Origin of the sequence: Paenarthrobacter sp. TE4293 (assembly GCF_050435325.1) — a bacterium.
Lineage (GTDB): Bacteria > Actinomycetota > Actinomycetes > Actinomycetales > Micrococcaceae > Arthrobacter > Arthrobacter nitroguajacolicus_C.
Genome location: NZ_JBNJRY010000004.1, coordinates 448,635 through 465,266, shown reverse-complemented (window position 1 = coordinate 465,266; position 16,632 = coordinate 448,635). Strand labels below are relative to the sequence as shown.

The window sequence follows — 16,632 nt, the reverse complement described above, 5'->3', positions numbered from 1 at the left end:
TCGGGTGGCCACCGTGAGACCGGCCGGCCTGTTCTTATCGGCCTGTTTGGCTGACAAGAACTACTGTGCCGGGGCCGGATCAAGAACAAATCCTGTGTTCAGTCAACTGTCACTCAGGAAAACCTCAAGACTTCCGCACCGCGAAAAGCCTGGTCCCGGCTCTCCTCAAAACTGCAGGAAAATGCTCTCATTGAGAACAACGGCAGGTAGGGATTTCGCGCAAGGGGAGCGGCCGTGAAGAGACATGGTGGAACGCTGACACGAGGGCGGAGTTCGATACGCCCAGCCAAACGCGTCACTGCAGTAGGGTCCTGCGGGAAGGCTTCTTCCACGTCCTCGCTTGTGAACGTCACGCCGCAGGCGCGTTCCTCGGACTCCAGCAAACGCCGCAGACGCAGATGCCTACTTCGTTGCAGAGCCGATCTTCATTGCCACAGCATCAGCCTTGAGGTACATACGCATCAGAAGCACGACCAGAATGGCGATAAAGCCAAGGCCACTGAAGAAGATCACCGGCACGCTAGCGTCATCCTTCGGCAAGACCGTGAAGAGTACCCACAGGGCTGCCGTGCACCCGAGCAGGAAGATGGTTGTCCCTTTCAGGATCTTCAAAGAAGTCTCATGCGCAGCGACCCAAGCCTCTTCGGAGGCCAAGGTTGCCTTGGACCGGATGCCGAAAGTGTAATTCGGCCTGGACTGCCCCGCCTCGATTTGTGACGACAACATTTTCAGGAGCCCGGCAACGACCAGGAATGCGAGGCTGAACATGGTGGTGCTGAATGCTGCCCCCAAGGCAACTGCCCTTCCGTAGTGGCGTGACATACCTATAGGCCACGCTAATCAGCCGGCGGGCAAGGGCACAAGTCAACGACGTGAGCCGTCACGCCTCACCCGGGCGCCCGCCGCGGCAAGTAGTGAGCCGGCCCGCCGCGCGTAAAAGACGAGTACCAACTACTCGTGTACTGCGCCGATGGTTCGCCTTTACTGAAGCCAGCGGATCCCATGCAACGGCCAATGACCCCCCTCGTTTGCCGGGGCTGCCCCAAGGTTCCGCGGCCGGGGCCGGACGGCATCACCCAGAAGTGCTGTCCGGCCCTGCGCAAAGTCTTCCGCGAGTGCGGCGTTACGGTGTACCCAGGCCCCGGGCGGGTATATCGTTAACTATCGTTTAGTATCGTTCGCGATTGACTGAGGTGAGCTTGATGCATAATTCATTCCCTTCAAGTGGGTTCAGGGGAAACAACCTGGATGGCATGTGGCAGGCCGTTGAGGAGTTCCGATCCCGATTCGAGAAGCGCTCCGGAACCCGAGCGGGCAGGGGCGAGCTGCGGACCGCCATTCTTTCCCTGCTGGCCGAACGTCCCATGCACGGCTACCAGATCATCCGCGAATTCGAAGAGCGGAGCGGTGGAAGCTGGAAGCCCAGTGCAGGTTCCGTCTATCCGACCCTGCAATTGCTGGCGGACGAGGGGTTCGTCACGTCCGAGGAATCCAGTGGCCGCAAAATCTATTCCCTGACCGAAGCTGGCAGGGAGGACGTTGCCAGCGCGGAAACGACAGCACCGTGGGACTCCCTGGGTACGTCATCGACCCCCGGTTTCGCTGCGCTGCCTAAGGCTGGTGTGGAGCTGGCGCAGGCGGCGGCACAAGTTGGTCGAACCGGGACACCCAAACAGGTGCAGGAGGCTGTGACGGTGCTTGAGGAGGCACGTCGCCGCCTGTATTCGATCCTCGCCCAGGACTAAAGGGGTGGCGTCGGTCCGGCGTGAGCGGGCAGATCCGGGCGCGGGACCAGGGGACCCTCGAGCGCGCTATCGGCGAATCCTGCGATTTGCCGCGTGGCACCTGGCAGTGACGTGGTGGTTTGAGCTGTTCCTGCCCAGAGTGGGCCTGCGCAGGCTGACGGAGCAGAACCGGGCCACCAGAATGCGGCGCTTTGCCCGGCGTTTCCACAGCCTCGCGGTGGAGCTCGGCGGCCTGATGATCAAAGTTGGCCAGTTCATGTCCTCCAGGTTGGACGTGCTCCCACCCGAGATCACCGCAGAGTTGGAGGGCCTCCAGGACGAGGTGCCGCCCGTTCCTTTCGCGGCAATCCGGGCGCTGGCGGAGTCGGAACTTGGTGCACCTTTGGAATCGGTGTTCGCCTCGGTCGAGGAGACTCCCATCGCTGCGGCATCACTGGGGCAGGCGCACCGGGCTAAACTCCTCGCCGGCAACGCGGAGGACACCGGGCTCAGCAGCGTGGTGTTCAAGGTCCAGCGACCTGGCATTGCTGCAATCGTCGACGTCGACCTCGCTGCCCTGCGGAAAGTGGGAGGTTGGCTCAGCCGAATCCGCCTTGTCTCACGTCGTGCTGATGTGCCGGCCCTGATCAAGGAATTTGCGCAGACCAGCCTGGAGGAAATCGACTACTTGAACGAAGCCGCCAATTCGGAGCGCTTCGCTGCTGACTTCGCCGATGACGCACGGGTGACTGTCCCAGCCGTCGTGTGGGAACGGACCACCCGCCGCGTGCTCACCCTCGAAGACGTGACGGCCATCAAGATCACGGACGCGGAGTCACTTCGCCTGGCTGGAATAGACCCGGCAGAGGTTGCCCCTGTTTTCGCTTCGGTGATGTTCGATCAGCTGTTTACCAACGGCTTTTTCCACGCAGATCCCCACCCCGGCAATATCTTCGTCACGCCGGCCGTCGATCCGGCCAGTGAGCATCCATGGAAACTGACGTTCATCGACTTCGGCATGATGGGCGAGGTTCCGGCGAAGACCCGCAGCGGGCTCCGGAAACTCCTGATTGCTGCTGCCTCACGGGATGGGAAAGGGTTGGTGACCGCCATCAGCGATGTGGGAGTGCTGATGCAGACGGCCGACACAGCGGAGCTCGAACGGGCCATGACCCAGCTCTTTGCCCGCTTCGGTGGCATGGGGTTTGCCGAACTGCGCGATGTCGACCCACGGGAGTTCCGCGAGTTCGGAACTGAGTTCGGCAGCGTGATTCGTTCCCTGCCCTTCCAGTTGCCGGAGAATTTCCTGCTGATCATCAGGGCCATGTCCCTGACCTCCGGAGTGTGCAGCTCGCTGGATGCCCGCTTCAACCTCTGGGACTCGGTGGAGCCTTACGCGGCGCAACTGCTGCGCGACGAGCGCGGAAATCTCATCAACGACGCCGCGGCCCAGGCACTTGACGCTGCGACGCTTGCCCTTCGACTGCCCAAGCGGCTGGACGGGTTGGTGACGCGCATCGAGGAGGGCTCACTCCAGGTGGGCAACCGTCGCCTGGAACGGCAGATGGCCCGGCTTATCGTTACGGGGCGCCGGGCAGTGGCGGCAATGATCTTCGGCGCACTCCTGATCGCTGGAGCAGTGGTGCGGGCGGATGACAGCTTGCTTGGCAACATGTTGATGATCGGTTCGCTGGTTCCCTTGATCTACGGCTTGTGGGCGGGCGGGCGTCGCCTTTGACGGTTTCCAGGCGTCGTAGACTTGCCCTGTGACAGAGACCCCCGCTCCGCGTCCTGAGGCCTCGGGCAGTATGTCCGGCCCCATCCTGGTAGGCGTCATGCCGGGGCAGCATCCGATAGTCCTTGAGCAAGCAGCGCTCGTGGCCGCCGCCGCCAGGGTGCCGTTGCTGTGCGGGTACGCCGACGTCACTGTCTACCCGGTGGACGGCAGTACCGGAGGCCCCGCTGCGCCGATCGACCCGGACGGCGTTGACGAGGACTTCGGCGGGATCCCCGAATCGTTGACGCAGGCCATCGATGATCAACTTGCTGCCAGGGGCGTCGAATGGTCAGTGGTCCAGCTGGCGGGGGAGCCCGCCCGGGCCTTGGCCCGGGAGGCCGAGGCAGTAGGGGCATCAATGATCGTGGTGGGCACGCGGGAGCACAAACTGGCTGCTGCCGTGAAGGAACTGACGGCTGGTTCGGTGGCCCGCCACCTGTTCCGTCGACAGGTCCGGCCGGTCCTCGTTGTTCCCGTCAATCCCAGGGTTCCCATCGACGATGACGACGACTGAGGCCAAACGTCCTGTCCACCTGCACTGGAGATTCATCGGCATCGTGGCAGCCGGCGGGGTGGTGGGAGCGCTGTCACGGTACGCTTTGGGCCTGGTCATCCCTGCACCCGGCGCCTGGCCGCTGCCCACCCTGCTGATCAACCTCTCCGGCGCTTTGGCCCTGGGCGCGTTGCTGGAGGGGCTCTCCCGGCGGGGGCCCGACGTCGGCAATCGCCGGGTCCTGCGGCTTGCGTTGGGCACGGGCTACTTGGGCGCCTACACCACCTACAGCACGCTGGCGATGGACGCTGTGCACCTGTTCAGCGCCGGCTCAGCTCCTGCGGCTGCGGCATACCTCGCGGCGAGCTTGCTGGGAGGTGCGGTGGCCACCACCGCCGGCATCTGGCTCGGCGCCTGGCATCACAGACGCGCTGTTGGACGTCCATCGTGACGGTCCTCCTCCTTGCCTTGGCCGGCGGCGTGGGCGCCGCAGTGCGGTTCGTCGTCGACGGGCTCGTCCGGGAACGCCTGAAGACCGCCTTCCCGTGGGGGACCGTAGCCATCAATATCTCCGGTTCCCTGCTGTTGGGCTTACTGGCAGGTTTCGTGATGCGTGGCCACGCGCCGGAATCGCTCATGCTGGTTCTCGGTACCGGTTTCCTGGGCGGCTATACCACCTTCAGCACGGCAAGCCTGGAGACCGTCAGGCTTGTTCAAAGCGGACGCACGGCACTGGCAGTGATCAATGCGTTGGGCACCATGGTGGTCAGCGTACTGGCGGCGGCGGCCGGCGTAAGCATCAGCCTTCTGATGCCCTGAGCCGTGGCGAACCTCACCAGCAAAAGTGTCATGGCCCGACTGTAGGATCGAGCCATGGCTAAGAAGACTTTCAATGAGCTGTTGTCCGCCCAGGTCGCCAATGAGTTTGCGGCCTCCCAGCAATACATCGCAGTAGCTGTCTACTTTGATGGAGAGGACTTGCCGCAGCTCGCACGGCACTTCTACCGTCAGTCCCTTGAGGAGCGCAACCACGCCATGATGATGGTCCAGTACATGCTGGACCGCAACGTGCACGTCGAAATCCCGGGCATCGCTCCTGTACGCAACAACTTCACCAACGCCAAGGAACCGATCGCGCTGGCGCTGGAACAGGAAAAGGAAGTCACCCGCAACATCGAAGAGATGTTCCGCGTCGCCCGCGCAGAGGGAGACGCCTTGGGCGAACAGTTCATGCTGTGGTTCCTGAAGGAGCAGGTCGAGGAAGTCGCGTCCATGACTACGCTGCTTAACATCACGGAGCGGGCCGAGAACCTTTTCGACATCGAGAACTATGTGGCCCGGGAAACCGTCGGGGATGGCGGAAACGACGCCAGTGCGCCGTCCGCAGCAGGCGGGGTCATCTAGGCGCCGGACTTATATCGTTACTGGGCCGTCGGAAGCTTCAGCTTCCGGCGGCCTCTTCATTCTCCAGACCGTCTGTGTCCACGGCAGCGTGGTGCTGTGACTGTCCCAGGAGAGACAGCCGGCTTGCTATCCGCGCAAGATCGACGGGCAGGACGTTGCCGGAGGTCTCAAGGTCCCAGTCCAAAGAGTCCGGACCGATCAGGAAAAGCCTGACGTCCTGGTCGTACAGCACATCCACGACGTTGCTGAACCGCTGCCAGGCCGGCGCCGACGCCGAATCGGCCTTTGCCGGGGAAGGGACGTCGTCGATCACCCAGGTCTTGTAGTGGTCGGCCAACACCAGGAAGTCCGACGTTGACGTGAGCCCGTTGCACAGCTCTTCGAAACCGACCCAGAGGAGGTCGGGGTCGGAGTTCTTCACGATGATTGGCTGGGTGGTGGGACTCACTACACGGCTCTGTGAGGACGGTGGCCGGAAGAGGCCAAGGCGCCCCAATTGCCTGGGCGTGCCGGGGGAGATGACCCGGCCTGAGCGGAACACCTCAGAGCCGTAGGCCGGACCGGTTCCGCCGGCCGGAAAGCGTCGAAAATCGGAGGGACCATTCATCTCCACCACATCCATCATCTCATTGATGGCTTCGATGGTGGGCAGGAAATGGTCGTGCCACAAGGGGTTGGGCAGCAGCTCGTCCGGTGCGTAGTTCGATGTCACCACGAGTGGGATCCGTCGTTGCGCAGCCGTGCGCAAGAGCCGGGCAATGAACATGCCATCGCCAACGTCATGGACGTGGAATTCGTCGAAGAACAGCACCTCGGTGCCATCAAGCAGCGCGTCGACGGACTGCTGGATGGCGGTTCCGCTGCCGGAGTCGATCGCCTGTGTCCCCGAGTGGAGCCTGCGAAAGAAGTCGTGGAAGTGGACACGCCGTTTCCGTGCGTCCAGCCGCGCGTAGAAGCTATCCATCAGCCAGGTCTTGCCCCGTCCCACCGGCCCGTGGAGGTAGAGGCTGCGCGGCGTCTTCCGGGAAAGCGCACGACGGCGGCGCGTCACCTCGGCACCGAAGGCAGCCAACCGCCCGGCTGCTTGCCGCTGGCTGGGCTCAAGGGCGAAACCCGACCGCGCGGCGTCGTGCTCCATGCCTGCCAGCAACGTGCGGGCAGTGTCCCGCGCTGTGCGCGGAGGAGGCCTCAGGAGAGGCGTCACAGCCAGCCTTTGCGTTTGAAGATGACGTACATCAGCAGGGCCGCACCGAACATGAGCCCCACCGCCAGGGGATAGCCGTAGTCCCAATGCAGCTCGGGCATATGGTCGAAGTTCATGCCGTACACGCCCGCCACGAAAGAGGGCGCAAACAAGATGGCGGCCCACGACGAGATCTTCTTGACTTGCTCGTTCTGTGCGGCGCTGGCTTCGTTTTGGCGGTTTGCGGTCAACGTACCATCCAAGGTGAGCGCGTTCTGCAGGATGTCCCTGAACGAGTTCACACGGGAGATGACGCGCTGAACGTGGTCCTCCACGTCGCGCAGGGAGCGCTGCAGTTCAATGTCCACGCCATACTTTTCGAATCCTTTTTCCAGCAGCGCCATCATGCCCGGGAGGGGCTGGATGGCACGCTGGAACTGGATTACTTCACGGGCGAGCTCGTAGATGCGGCGTGATACCGCGCTGTCGCCGCTGAAGAGCTGGTCCTCGATTTCGTCGATGTCGTTCTCAAGGCCTGCCACCACGGGTGCGTAGTCGTCTACGACCTGGTCCAGGAGTGCATAGAGCACGGCCTCGGGACCATGGCAGAGAAGGTCGGGACGCGTCTCCAACCGGTGGCGTACCCGGGCCACTCCACCGGTTTCGGCATGCCGAATGGTCACGACGAAGTTTGGCCCGGTGAAGATATGCAGCTCGCCGAACTCCACCGTCTCGGTGTCATCGAGGTATCTGGCCGGACGCAGAACCGTGAACAGGTTGTGGTCGTACCGCTCGAGCTTGGGTCGCTGGTGTGCGGAGACAGCGTCTTCCACGGCGAGTCCGTGGAGCCCGAATTCCTGGGCGACGGCGGCCATCTCTTCTTTCGTGGGCCGGTACAGGCCGATCCAGGCCATGCCGCCGTGTTTCGCGAGGGTCTCAAACGTTTGCTCAAGGCTGTGCGGGGTGGCTGTGCGGACGCCGTCCACATATACGGCGTTGTCAATGATGGTCACTGTGTGAACGCTACTGCATGGCTCCGATGATGGCGCCCGCAATCGTCATGGCCGCGAGGTCGTGGCCGGAATCGATCAAGGTCACTGCGGAAGGGCGCCCGGCGAAGCCGTTGTGAATGACGTGGCCCCCGGCGCGGATGACCAAGGCGAGGACCAGGGCGAAGAAGGCCCCCGCCCAAAAAGTGTTGAGATCCAGTGCGCTGATGAGGACAGCGAGGAGAATGCTGGTCAGGGCCGCCGCCACCATCATGGGAACCCAGATGCCGGCGCCGCCTTCGATGTTCTTGAGGTCGTCTTCGGTCTTGCCGATCGCCTGCATCCACCTGCGCCCAAGGACTGCCGGCATGTACCAGACGAAACCGATGACCATGCTTGAAACGAAGGCCAGAAGTACAGCGAACCAGTTGATCTGGGAGATGTGTGAGAGCCAATCCATGCCTGAAAGCCTAGTCGCTTTGGGCCTGCGACCCGGTGCTCCGCCCTTCCTGCCTGGGCCGTGTTGGTGTTGCGGACATCCTTTCGATGAGGGGCTCAGTGCGGTAGGGGATGTGCGTATGCAGGGCCAGGACTGTTTCCGTTCGGATAACCCCCTTGGTGCGGAGGACAGAGCGCAGCGCCGACTGCAGGTTATGTGTGTCCGTTGCCACTACCCGACACCACAGATCGCCGCGCCCGGAGATCTCGTGGACCTCCAGGACCTGGGGTATCAGGCGCAAGGCGCCTATCACGCCGTCGAGTTCCCGGTGCGTGACTTCAATCGTGACGAAAGCGACGACGTCGTACCCCACCTTCTCGAGGTCGACTTCCCTGCCCGCGGCGTGCAGCACACCGGACCGGAGAAGGCGCTTCACCCGGCTTTGGGCTGTGTTGCGCGCGATGCCCAATGTGTCGCTCAGGTCGGCGATCTGGATCCGGGGATCTTTGATGAGTTCGAGGAGTATCTTCAGGTCCATGGGGTCAAGGGTGTTCAAATGGTCACTCCAGCTCATCTACTTCGATCCAGTTTGAGTCTTTTGCTCAATTCTTCCACCTATGTAGCTCTCTGAGATCAGTCCTGCTGCATTCTGTTGCCACCAATACTTCGCTGGGTTGTTCTTCCCACAAGGAATCAGCAGGCCGGCCACCGAGTCCGAAGGCATGGAAATGACTGTCTTGAGCGAACTCCGCATGCGCCCGGCCACCGCCGAACGCTGGGGATGGGATGCCTCCACCACGGCCAGGCTGGTCCTGACCGGCGTCGTAATGTTTGCGCTTCTGGTTGGCGCCAACCTGGCCACCCCGTTATATCCGCTGCTCCAGGCCAGGCTGGGTATGACATCGCTGGACGTGACGGTGGCTTTTTCGAGCTACGTTCTTGCCCTGGTCGGCGTTCTCATGGTGGCTGGACACTGGTCGGACCACATCGGGCGGCGGGCGGCTCTGGTGCTGGCCGTCATCGTCGGATTGGTGGGTGGTGTGATCTTCGCGAATGCGGACACTCTGGTTGCACTCTCCGCGGGCCGTGCGCTCCAGGGCGTCGCAGTCGGACTGGCAACTGGTGCCAGCTCCGCAGCTTTGCGTGAACTGCTGCCCCAGCGGCCGGACTGGGCCTCCCGCTTCACCCTGTTGTCCTCAGCGGGTGGCGTGGCCGCGGGGCCGGCAATCGGTGGTCTCCTGTCACTGCTGCCCGACCCCACGCGCACCCCTTACTACATCCACTCGGCGGTGTTGCTTGCAGCGTTGGTTCCCCTGTGGCTCCTGAAGGCCAGGCCCGCGATTGCCCCGGCGGAAGGGCCGAAACCCCTGAAAGTCCTTGCACCGAGGAAGCCGTCCATCTCCAAGGATGCCCGCGGAGCATTCTGGATGGCCGCGGCAACCGGATTCCTGAGCTTTGCGGTCTTCGGGTTCTGCTTGTCGTTGGCGCCGGGGTACTTCGCAAGCGTCGTCCACGCTGACTCCCGGCCCCTGATCGGTGTGCTGGCCGGAGTCACGTTGGGGGCCTCGGCGCTGAGCCAGCTTGTGGGCACGCGCGGACGCTTCGCCGTTCCGGTGGCGTTGGCAGTCCTCGGTGTTTCAGTAGTCCTGGTTGGTGCTGCGGCCGCCTGGTCGAGCCCCTGGTTGCTGGTGGCTGCGAGCATCACGGCCGGAGTGGGGCAGGGCATGGCGTTCAGGCAAGTCTTCAACGAGGTTGCCGGGAAGGTCGAGGCGGCCCGCCACGCACAAGTCATCAGCACCGTCTACGTGATCACGTACTTGGGAAGTGCCGTACCGGTGATGGGGCTGGGACTGGCCGTCTCGGCACTCGGCCTGCAGGCCGCCGTCGTGGTTTTCACCGTTCTGTGCGGGATCGCTGCGCTGACGCTTGCTGCGATCTCGCTCCGCAGCGCACTGCGTTTCTGACGGGCGTCCAGCGTTCCTGACGACAGGGGACGGCGCCCTATGGCGCCCTATTCGGGCAGCGGACCGCGGTTGCCCGGTATGTGCTGGAAGACCATGGTGGTTTCCGTGTGCCCGACGACGGGGTCCGTGGCGAGGTTGTCCAGCAGCCAATTGCGGAGGTCGTCAGTGTTGGCTACGGCGATGTGGAGCAAGTAGTCCACCGAGCCCGTGGTGTGGAACGTGGAGATGACCGCCGGAAGCTTCGGTACGCGGGCAGTAAAGCGGTCGATCTGGTCGCGGTCGTGGGCTCGAAGCCGCACCGCGATGAGTGCCTGGACCGAGCGGCCGATGGCAGGAAGGCTCAGGACGGCCTCAAAACCTTCAATGATTCCGCGTTCGGACAGGGCCCTGGTCCGCATGAGGGCCGTGGACGGGGCGATCCCCACAAGCTCTGCCAACTGCTTGTTGGAGATGCGCGCGTCATCCACCAGCGCTGCGAGGATACGTTCGTCGATCGCGTCCAGCGGCTCTGCGCTACCGGTGCTTGACCGAACATTCTTCGTGGGGTTGCTCACGGATCCTCCTGAAATTGCCTTTCGTTCATCCTAATCGGTGAAATCTTCACCTGACTATTGCTTGGAGGCGGTCCGCGGAGGGTGAAGCGTCCGGCGGTCACGCCGCCGGGCCAGACGTTGGAGGGGTTCACTGAACAACATCAGCAACAACGGAAGGTTCCCGGCGCCCGGAATGGCGAGAGCCAACAGCAAGGCGGCCAGGAAAAGCCCACTCACGATGCTGCTTGCCTGGATTCCCGATCGGCTCTCCACTGCGTCCATGTCATGGAGGTCCGGGTGGGAGCGCAGGTACAGACGGGCCAGCAGGAGCACCAGGCTGGTAGCAAACAGGGTTCCGATGTAGATCAGGGGTTGAGCCCAGTCAGCCCGCATCTGGGTGGACAGCGATGTGGCAACGGGCATCACCACGATGGTGAACATCCAAGCGACCGTCAACCACAACAGGCCCGAGTCAACCCGCTTGACCTGACGGAACAGCCGGTGGTGGTGCACCCAGAAAACCGCTATGAGGATAAAGCTCAAGGCAAAACCCAGCAGGGCGTACTGCTCTTCCGCCAGCCATTTGGCCGTGGTGCCATCGTGGTCCGCCAGTTCGCCCACGCTCTCCATCAGCGGCAGGATCAGCAACGTCAAAGCGATCGCCACCACAGCATCAGTAAACGCCTGCAAACGTTCGGGCGACGACAGTTCCCGGGCTTTTGTGACCTGTGTCATGCCTCCGATTGTAGGGGCAGCAGGGCAGGAATCAGCGGGGCGGGCGCGGTGTCCGGTGCACTATCAAGGTGACTGCCGCCGTCGTGCAGGCAAGGGCGATGACGCTCAACGCCAGAGCGGGCCAGCCGAAAGCCTGGAACGCCAATCCGCCGGCCCAGCCGATGACGCTGGAACCCAGGTAGTAGGACAGGTTGTAGAGCGAAGCTGCCTGCGCCCGGCCTGTCGTGGCGATGGCGCCGGTCCAGCCTGAACCGACGCTGTGGGCGGCGAAGAATCCTCCCGTGAAGACCACGAGTCCTGCCAGGGTTGCCGCCAGGTTCTCCACCAACGTCAAAGCCAGTCCAGCCGACATGATGGCGACCCCGGCAATCAGGACATTCCGCCTGCCGAACCTCGTGGTCAACCCTGCAGCCCATCGTGAACTGACGGTTCCGGACAGATATGCCAGGAAGATGAGGCTGACCACGGTGGCAGGCAGGTGGAACGGTGCTGCGTGCAATCGAAAGCCGAGGTAGTTGTAGACGGCCACGAAGCCGCCCATGAGCAGGAAAGCCTGCAAATACAGCGCCAGCAGCTTGGGGTTGCTTGAGTGGCCCTGAAGGGTCCTGAACGCGCCACGGAATCCCAGGGCCGGTGCCGGGCTGAATCGACGCTGCTTGGGTACGAGCACCAGGAACAGGACGGCTGACACCGTGGCCAGCAGTGACACCGCCAGGGCTGCGGCACGCCACCCCCAGAGTTCGCCCACCGGGCCGGCCACCAGGCGCCCGGCCAACCCGCCCAGCGTGGTTCCGGCGACGTAGGTTCCGGCCGCCAAGGCTGTGTGGACTTTGGTGACTTCCTCATTGAGGTATGCGATGGCAATGGCTGGGATCCCGCCCAAGGCCATGCCTTCCAAGGTCCTAAGCGCCAACAACAGCGGGACCGTGGGCGCCAAGGGCACTAACAGCCCCAACAGCGTTGCAACAGCAATGCCAATGGCCATGGCACGCACCCGGCCGATCCTGTCCGCCACAAAGGACCAGGGCAGCACCGTCACCGCGAGGCCTACGGTGGCGAGCGAGATGCTGAGGGCGGCTTCTGCGGCCGTGATGTGGAGGTCGCTGGCCATAAGGGGCAGGACAGCCTGAGTGGAGTAGAGCTGGGCAAAGGTCGCGACACCCGCAAGCGCCAACGCTGCGAGTATCCGGCTGTAACCACGGGAACCTTTGGCATGGCCGTCCCATGTTTCTGCGCTGCCACCGGCGATTACGTTAGTCACCCGGCAAGGGTAGGATCCATCGGACTCAGCATTCCAATGCATGGGTTCCCTACAATTGATGCAAGAGAGCATGAATCAATGAGCGTTGCCCCTCGGGAGGCGCCGCCGACGGAAGAAGACCATGGAGCCGGACCACCAGCAGCTCATTCAACTCCTCCCGCTCCTGCCCGTCCTTGCTGAACTTGGCCGCACGGAACACATGACCGAAACCGCGGAGCTCCTTGGCGTTCCACAATCGACGGTGAGCCGGGCGGTGGCGCGGGCAAGTGCCATCGTAGGAATGGACCTCCTGGTCCGTGACGGCCGCGGCATCCGGCTGACCCCGGCTGCCAAATCCCTGCTGCCCTACATCGAGGCCGCGCTGGAGAGTTTCCAGGCCGGGCTGGACAGGGTCAGGCATGAATCGGACGTCGTGAGGGGACGCATCGGGGTGTCCTTCCAACACACGTTCGGCGAAGCGACACTTCCACTGCTCATCAGCGCCTTCCGGGGCCGGCACCCCCACGCAGTCTTCGAACTCTGGCAGGGTCCGCGCGACGATTGCCTGAAGCAGCTGGCCAGCGGGGACATGGACTTTGCGCTGACGGCGCCCATCGCGCCGGAGGGCAAGGGCATCCGATCCCTGCCGCTTTACCGCGAACCGTTGAGGGTGGTCCTGCACTACCGGCATCCGTTGGCAGGGCGGTCCAGCGTGCACCTCTCGGAGTTGCGCCACGATCCCTATGTCACGCTTCCGGCCGGAGTTGGCCTGCGGGCACTCGGCGAGGCACTCCTGCGTGAGGCCGGCTTCCGCCCGCGGATCGCCTTCGAAGTCCAGGAATCCACCTCAGCCCGCGGGCTGGTTTCGGCCGGACTGGGGTTCAGCATCCTTCCGCCCGCCGGGCCTGGTTCAGGCACGGGACAGTTCCTGCCCAAGGCCGAGCTTGGCTTGGTTGAAGTGGCCATCGAATCAGAGCTGGCGTTCCGGCAGATCGGCATCGCCTGGCGGGAAAGAAGCTTCGAACCTGACGCTGTGCGGCTGTTCCGCGAACTGGTGGTCGCCGAGGGCGGAGAGTTGCTCGCGGAACTCGTCAGAGCCCGCTCAGGAACTCCCTGACCACATCCTTCGCTGACCCTTCCCGGGCCCGCTGCCAACCCGTCCCTGCCCAGAGGTTGAGCCGCTGCGGATCTCCTGCCGCGGACGATGCAGCCCGTACCGGTGCCGTGAGGTGATGGATGGCGGGGTAGCCCTCCGGAGCGTCCTGATGGTCGCGGACGAAGTCGTTGACCAGGGCTCGGGCCATGCGCCCGGTGAAGGCCCGGGTCATGGCGGTTTGAGTGAAGGCAGGACTGCCCAAGGCGTCCTTGTGGGCTTGCCGTGCGCCGCTCTCCTGGGTACGGAGCAAGGCGGTACCGACCTGCGCGGCTGATGCGCCGGCGTCAAGCACGCCACGAAGTGCGGCATGGTCCATGATGGCACCTGCCGCGATCAGGGGAAGTCCGACGGCGGCACGCACCTGGGCGACCAGTTCCGCCGTCGTCCGCGCTGCCGGGGTTCCGGCTGATTCCTTGGCGCCCGGCAGGAAGGCGGCCGAGTGTGCGCCTGCAGAGCTGTGTTGGACGACGATGGCATCCGGTCCTTCCTCGGCAGCTGCAACGGCTTCCCGGACACTGGTGACACTGCAAATGACAGTGGTGCCGGCCTTCCGGAGCGCGGCCACCACCGGCTTGCCAGGCAAGCCAAAAGCGAAGCTGACGAACTCCACGGGATTCGCCAGCAACGCCTCGATCTTGTCCTGCCAGGCGTCGTCGTCATCGAGGCGGAGCGGCGGCAAGGTCACGCCGTACCGGGCAGCCTCGGGTTCCAGCTCTTCCCGGTAGGCCTCAAGGCGTGCCAAGGCCTCCGGGTCGGGATGCAGCTGGCGTGCGTCGGGGACGAAGACGTTCATCCCGCAAGGAACGTTGAGGGCCCGCACGGCCGCGATCTCGGAAACCATGGCCTCCGGCGTCTTATAGCCGGCAGCCAGGAAACCGAGGCCACCGCCCTCATGCACGGCCTGCACCAAGGCAGGCGTTGACGTTCCACCTGCCATCGGAGCTGCAATAAACGGTGTGGTGAACAGTGAATCAGGCATGGGCAGTTTCTCCTCCGGACGCTCCAAGCTAGTCTTTCACGGTGAACAATCATGACTCTGCCCAACATTCCCCTGCCTCGACGGAGGCCTTGAGCGGAACTGTCATCGGGCTCGATATCGGCGGCACCAAGACCCGTGGTGTGCGGTTCCAGGACGGCACGCCCGTCCGTGACGAAAGCGCCGGCAGTTCCAACGTACAGAACGTCAGCAGGGAGCAGGCAGCAGCCCACCTCGCAGAACTGTTCGGCAAGATCGGCGGCGGCAAAATCGACGAGGTCTACGCAGGCGCCGGCGGGATCGACACCGACGAAGACGCCCAGGCACTCGCGGACCTGATCGCCCCGCACGCCCCCGGAGCGCGCATCACGGTGGTTCACGATTCCCGACTGCTGTTGGCGGCCGGCGGTTCAAGCACGGGCGTCGCTGTAATCGCCGGGACCGGCTCAGCCGCCTGGGGAAAGAACGACGCCGGGGAAGAGGCCCGCGCGGGCGGCTGGGGCTACCTGTTGGGCGATGAAGGAAGCGGCTACTGGTTGGGGCGCGAAGCGGTTCGGCACAGCCTGAGGCGCATGAACCAGGGCTTGCAGCCCGATGGTCTCAGCCAGGCGCTGTTGGACTCGTGCGGCGTCGATGAGCCCGGCAAGTTGATAGCCATGTTCCATTCGCCGGAGACCGGCCGCCGATACTGGGCGCAGCAGGCCAGGATCGTTGTTGAAGCCGCCGACGCCGGCGATGAGACCAGCCAGGCGTTGGTGGACCAGGCAGGCAGGGATCTTGCCGACCTGGCCCGGCAAGCCGTTCGCCAGCTGGGCCTGGACGGGCCTGTGATCCTCGGAAGCGGACTTGGCATGAACGTCCCCCGGCTGCAGGAAGCCTTCAAAGCCAAATTGGCTGAAGATGGCATTGTGGACGTCCGCATCCTGCAGCAGGATCCGGTGTTCGGCGTCCCGCGGCTGGTGGCCGAGCAACGGTCCTAGCGAAGACTCAACCGCGGGTACGCGGGCGCAGCTTGACTCCGGGGAGTGGGGGAGCAGGAATGCGGCCGGCTTCGGGTCCTGCGTCGGGACCGTGGCCTTGGACGAATCCGAAGCGGGAGGTGGCGGCAGCAGCGTCGTCGAGCAGCCCCTCCGCTTCCCATTCCCCGCGGGCCTGTTCCACTTCTTCATGGGTCCGCCCCACGAAGTTCCACCACATGAGCAGGTCTTCACCGAACGGTTCGCCGCCGAGGAGCATGAAGCGGGTGTCCGGCTGCGCTTCAACGGCAAGGCTGGACCGGCCGGCACCAAGATAGGCCAGCGGGCCCGCCTCTATTTCCTGACCGTCGATTGTCAGGTGGCCGTCCAGTACCAACACGGCGTGTTCAAAGTCCGGACGCAAGGGCAGCTCGAGGGAGCCGGAGCCGGTGATGTCAGCTCCGACGATGGGGCTGAACATGGTGGCCGGGGAGCGCTGCCCGGCGAATTCGCCCACCATGACCGTGGCAGTGAAGCCTTCGCCCACGGCTACGGGCAGGTCCCGGACCTGTTCGAAAGACGGTGCACGATGGCGGTGTGCGTCGGGCAGTGCGACCCACAACTGCAGGCCCCGCGATACCGGGAGTTCTTCGACCACCGGGCTCGATCCCGTACCGGTGGTCGCGGGGAGCACGGAGAATTCGGAGTGGGAGATGCCGTGGCCTGCTGTCATGATGTTCAGCTCGCCCGGCCGGACCACCACATCGCTGCCGACGCTGTCACGGTGCCGGACGGCTCCTTCGAGTGGCCACGTCACTGTTTGCAGTCCGCAGTGCGGGTGGGGGAGGACGCTCATGGCCACTCTGTCCGGTCCGAAACTATCCAGGAAACACCACGCTCCCACGGTGGGCAGACCACGCTGGGGCAGCGTCCGGAGGACGTTCATGGCGCGGACGCCACCCAGGGGGACCTCGCGTTCGGGCCACAACTGAACGCAGGGCCCTTGACCTTCGCGGGCGGCCGGGCAGACTTCCTGGGCCGGAGAAGTATCAAGATTGGTCAT

General features: G+C 64.0%; 19 protein-coding genes. 9 read left to right on the top strand and 10 right to left on the bottom strand.

Going from position 1 to position 16,632, the window contains the following annotated elements:
* Positions 1-402 precede the first annotated feature (402 nt).
* On the bottom strand, positions 403-822 hold the full coding sequence (locus QF015_RS11055; protein ID WP_429388988.1) for an SdpI family protein: 420 nt from the start codon (positions 820-822) through the stop codon (positions 403-405).
* Positions 823-1,202: 380 nt separating this feature from the next.
* On the opposite strand from QF015_RS11055, the gene QF015_RS11050 reads away from it, so the two are divergent.
* Genes QF015_RS11050 through QF015_RS11025 form a run of 6 tightly spaced genes read left to right on the top strand, consistent with a single transcriptional unit; the run spans position 1,203 to position 5,398 of the window.
* Positions 1,203-1,745: a PadR family transcriptional regulator gene (locus QF015_RS11050; RefSeq protein ID WP_310205801.1), complete on the top strand. Its 543-nt coding sequence runs from the start codon at positions 1,203-1,205 to the stop codon at positions 1,743-1,745.
* Positions 1,746-1,749: 4 nt separating this feature from the next.
* Positions 1,750-3,462 (top strand): ABC1 kinase family protein, encoded by a 1,713-nt coding sequence (locus QF015_RS11045; protein WP_429388985.1) that lies wholly within the window; start codon positions 1,750-1,752, stop codon positions 3,460-3,462.
* A 28-nt stretch (positions 3,463-3,490) separates the two neighbouring features.
* The gene (locus QF015_RS11040; RefSeq protein ID WP_429388984.1) at positions 3,491-4,015 is read left to right on the top strand and encodes a universal stress protein; all 525 of its coding nucleotides are present in this window, start codon (positions 3,491-3,493) and stop codon (positions 4,013-4,015) included.
* Positions 4,002-4,445: a fluoride efflux transporter FluC gene (locus QF015_RS11035; protein WP_429388981.1), complete on the top strand. Its 444-nt coding sequence runs from the start codon at positions 4,002-4,004 to the stop codon at positions 4,443-4,445. The genes QF015_RS11040 and QF015_RS11035 overlap by 14 nt, the downstream gene beginning before the upstream one ends.
* The gene (gene crcB, locus QF015_RS11030) at positions 4,442-4,813 is read left to right on the top strand and encodes a fluoride efflux transporter CrcB (protein ID WP_310205791.1); all 372 of its coding nucleotides are present in this window, start codon (positions 4,442-4,444) and stop codon (positions 4,811-4,813) included. The genes QF015_RS11035 and crcB overlap by 4 nt, the downstream gene beginning before the upstream one ends.
* Before the next feature lie 54 nt (positions 4,814-4,867).
* The gene (locus QF015_RS11025) at positions 4,868-5,398 is read left to right on the top strand and encodes a ferritin (RefSeq protein ID WP_024817501.1); all 531 of its coding nucleotides are present in this window, start codon (positions 4,868-4,870) and stop codon (positions 5,396-5,398) included.
* A gap of 37 nt (positions 5,399-5,435) precedes the next feature.
* Here QF015_RS11025 and zapE read toward each other — a convergent pair whose 3' ends face one another.
* From zapE to QF015_RS11005, 4 genes are read right to left on the bottom strand one after another with little or no spacing between them, the layout of a single operon-like run.
* The gene (gene zapE / locus QF015_RS11020) at positions 5,436-6,602 is read right to left on the bottom strand and encodes a cell division protein ZapE (protein WP_429388979.1); all 1,167 of its coding nucleotides are present in this window, start codon (positions 6,600-6,602) and stop codon (positions 5,436-5,438) included.
* A complete protein-coding gene (corA, locus tag QF015_RS11015) occupies positions 6,599-7,594 on the bottom strand; it encodes a magnesium/cobalt transporter CorA (RefSeq protein ID WP_310205784.1) in 996 nt (331 codons plus the stop codon). Before corA ends, zapE begins: the two co-directional genes overlap by 4 nt.
* Before the next feature lie 10 nt (positions 7,595-7,604).
* Positions 7,605-8,030, bottom strand: coding sequence for a DUF1761 domain-containing protein (locus tag QF015_RS11010; protein ID WP_310205781.1), 426 nt, complete (start codon positions 8,028-8,030; stop codon positions 7,605-7,607).
* Between the two features lie 10 nt (positions 8,031-8,040).
* On the bottom strand, positions 8,041-8,583 hold the full coding sequence (locus QF015_RS11005) for an Lrp/AsnC family transcriptional regulator (protein WP_310205778.1): 543 nt from the start codon (positions 8,581-8,583) through the stop codon (positions 8,041-8,043).
* A gap of 154 nt (positions 8,584-8,737) precedes the next feature.
* Between QF015_RS11005 and QF015_RS11000 the strand changes: the two genes are divergently transcribed.
* Positions 8,738-9,973: an MFS transporter gene (locus tag QF015_RS11000; RefSeq protein WP_429388975.1), complete on the top strand. Its 1,236-nt coding sequence runs from the start codon at positions 8,738-8,740 to the stop codon at positions 9,971-9,973.
* A gap of 47 nt (positions 9,974-10,020) precedes the next feature.
* On the opposite strand, the gene QF015_RS10995 is transcribed toward QF015_RS11000, so the two are convergent.
* Genes QF015_RS10995 through QF015_RS10985 form a run of 3 tightly spaced genes read right to left on the bottom strand, consistent with a single transcriptional unit; the run spans position 10,021 to position 12,502 of the window.
* Positions 10,021-10,527, bottom strand: coding sequence for an Lrp/AsnC family transcriptional regulator (locus tag QF015_RS10995; protein ID WP_011775479.1), 507 nt, complete (start codon positions 10,525-10,527; stop codon positions 10,021-10,023).
* Between the two features lie 54 nt (positions 10,528-10,581).
* Complete coding sequence (locus tag QF015_RS10990) at positions 10,582-11,241, bottom strand: TMEM175 family protein (protein ID WP_310205774.1); 660 nt, start codon at positions 11,239-11,241, stop codon at positions 10,582-10,584.
* Positions 11,242-11,272: 31 nt separating this feature from the next.
* The gene (locus QF015_RS10985) at positions 11,273-12,502 is read right to left on the bottom strand and encodes an MFS transporter (protein WP_429388973.1); all 1,230 of its coding nucleotides are present in this window, start codon (positions 12,500-12,502) and stop codon (positions 11,273-11,275) included.
* Between the two features lie 121 nt (positions 12,503-12,623).
* Here QF015_RS10985 and QF015_RS10980 point away from each other — a divergent pair, with 121 nt between their 5' ends.
* Positions 12,624-13,598, top strand: coding sequence for a LysR substrate-binding domain-containing protein (locus QF015_RS10980; protein ID WP_429388970.1), 975 nt, complete (start codon positions 12,624-12,626; stop codon positions 13,596-13,598).
* On the opposite strand, the gene QF015_RS10975 is transcribed toward QF015_RS10980, so the two are convergent.
* Entirely contained in the window at positions 13,573-14,616 is a 1,044-nt protein-coding gene (locus tag QF015_RS10975; RefSeq protein WP_429388967.1) for a nitronate monooxygenase, read from the bottom strand. The two genes, QF015_RS10980 and QF015_RS10975, sit on opposite strands and share 26 nt — an antisense overlap.
* 41 nt (positions 14,617-14,657) lie before the next feature.
* On the opposite strand from QF015_RS10975, the gene QF015_RS10970 reads away from it, so the two are divergent.
* Entirely contained in the window at positions 14,658-15,593 is a 936-nt protein-coding gene (locus tag QF015_RS10970; protein WP_310205766.1) for an N-acetylglucosamine kinase, read from the top strand.
* 7 nt (positions 15,594-15,600) lie between these two features.
* Here QF015_RS10970 and QF015_RS10965 read toward each other — a convergent pair whose 3' ends face one another.
* On the bottom strand, positions 15,601-16,632 hold the full coding sequence (locus QF015_RS10965; protein WP_310205763.1) for a pirin family protein: 1,032 nt from the start codon (positions 16,630-16,632) through the stop codon (positions 15,601-15,603).